General features: G+C 48.1%; 1 protein-coding gene. It reads left to right on the top strand.

All coding sequences use genetic code 11. The features are described 5' to 3' along the window. A partial coding sequence (locus J7438_RS27205) for a Tn3 family transposase (protein ID WP_209279131.1) occupies positions 1 to 557 on the top strand: 557 nt, incomplete at both ends.

Raw genomic sequence — 557 nt, 5'->3', positions numbered from 1 at the left:
ATCAGAATACCATGTTCGATATGGAGGATACGGCGGCATCGGGTATTACCACGTCTCTGATACCTACATTGCCTTATTCAGCCGCTTCATCCCCTGTGGAGTCTATGAAGCGATTTATATCCTGGACGTCCTGTTAGAGAACCAGTCAGATATACAACCAGACACATTGCAAGCCGATACCCACGGGCAAAGCCTTGCAGTATTTGGTTTGGCACATCTGCTGGGAATAAAGCTGATGCCCCGCATCAAGAACATAAAAAGGCTGATATTTTATCGCCCTGAGGCTGGGCTAAAGGTTGATAACCTTGGTCCTTTGTTCCGGGAAACTCTGAAATGGGAACGGATTGAGGCTTGCTGGGATGATATGCTGCGAATTGCCATGTCCATCAAAGCCGGAAAGATCTCAGCATCGACCATCATCAAACGGCTCAACAGCAAAAGCCGAAAAAACTCTGTGTACTATGGGTTCAGAGAGCTGGGCCGGGCTGTAAGAACGCTTTTCCTTCTGGAGTACATTCAGGACACAGGAATGCGGAGAATGATTAACGCCGCAACCA

It is taken from the genome of Thalassotalea sp. G20_0 (assembly GCF_017744175.1).
Classification (GTDB): domain Bacteria; phylum Pseudomonadota; class Gammaproteobacteria; order Pseudomonadales; family Endozoicomonadaceae; genus Endozoicomonas.
This window is presented reverse-complemented; position numbering and strand designations above follow the sequence as displayed.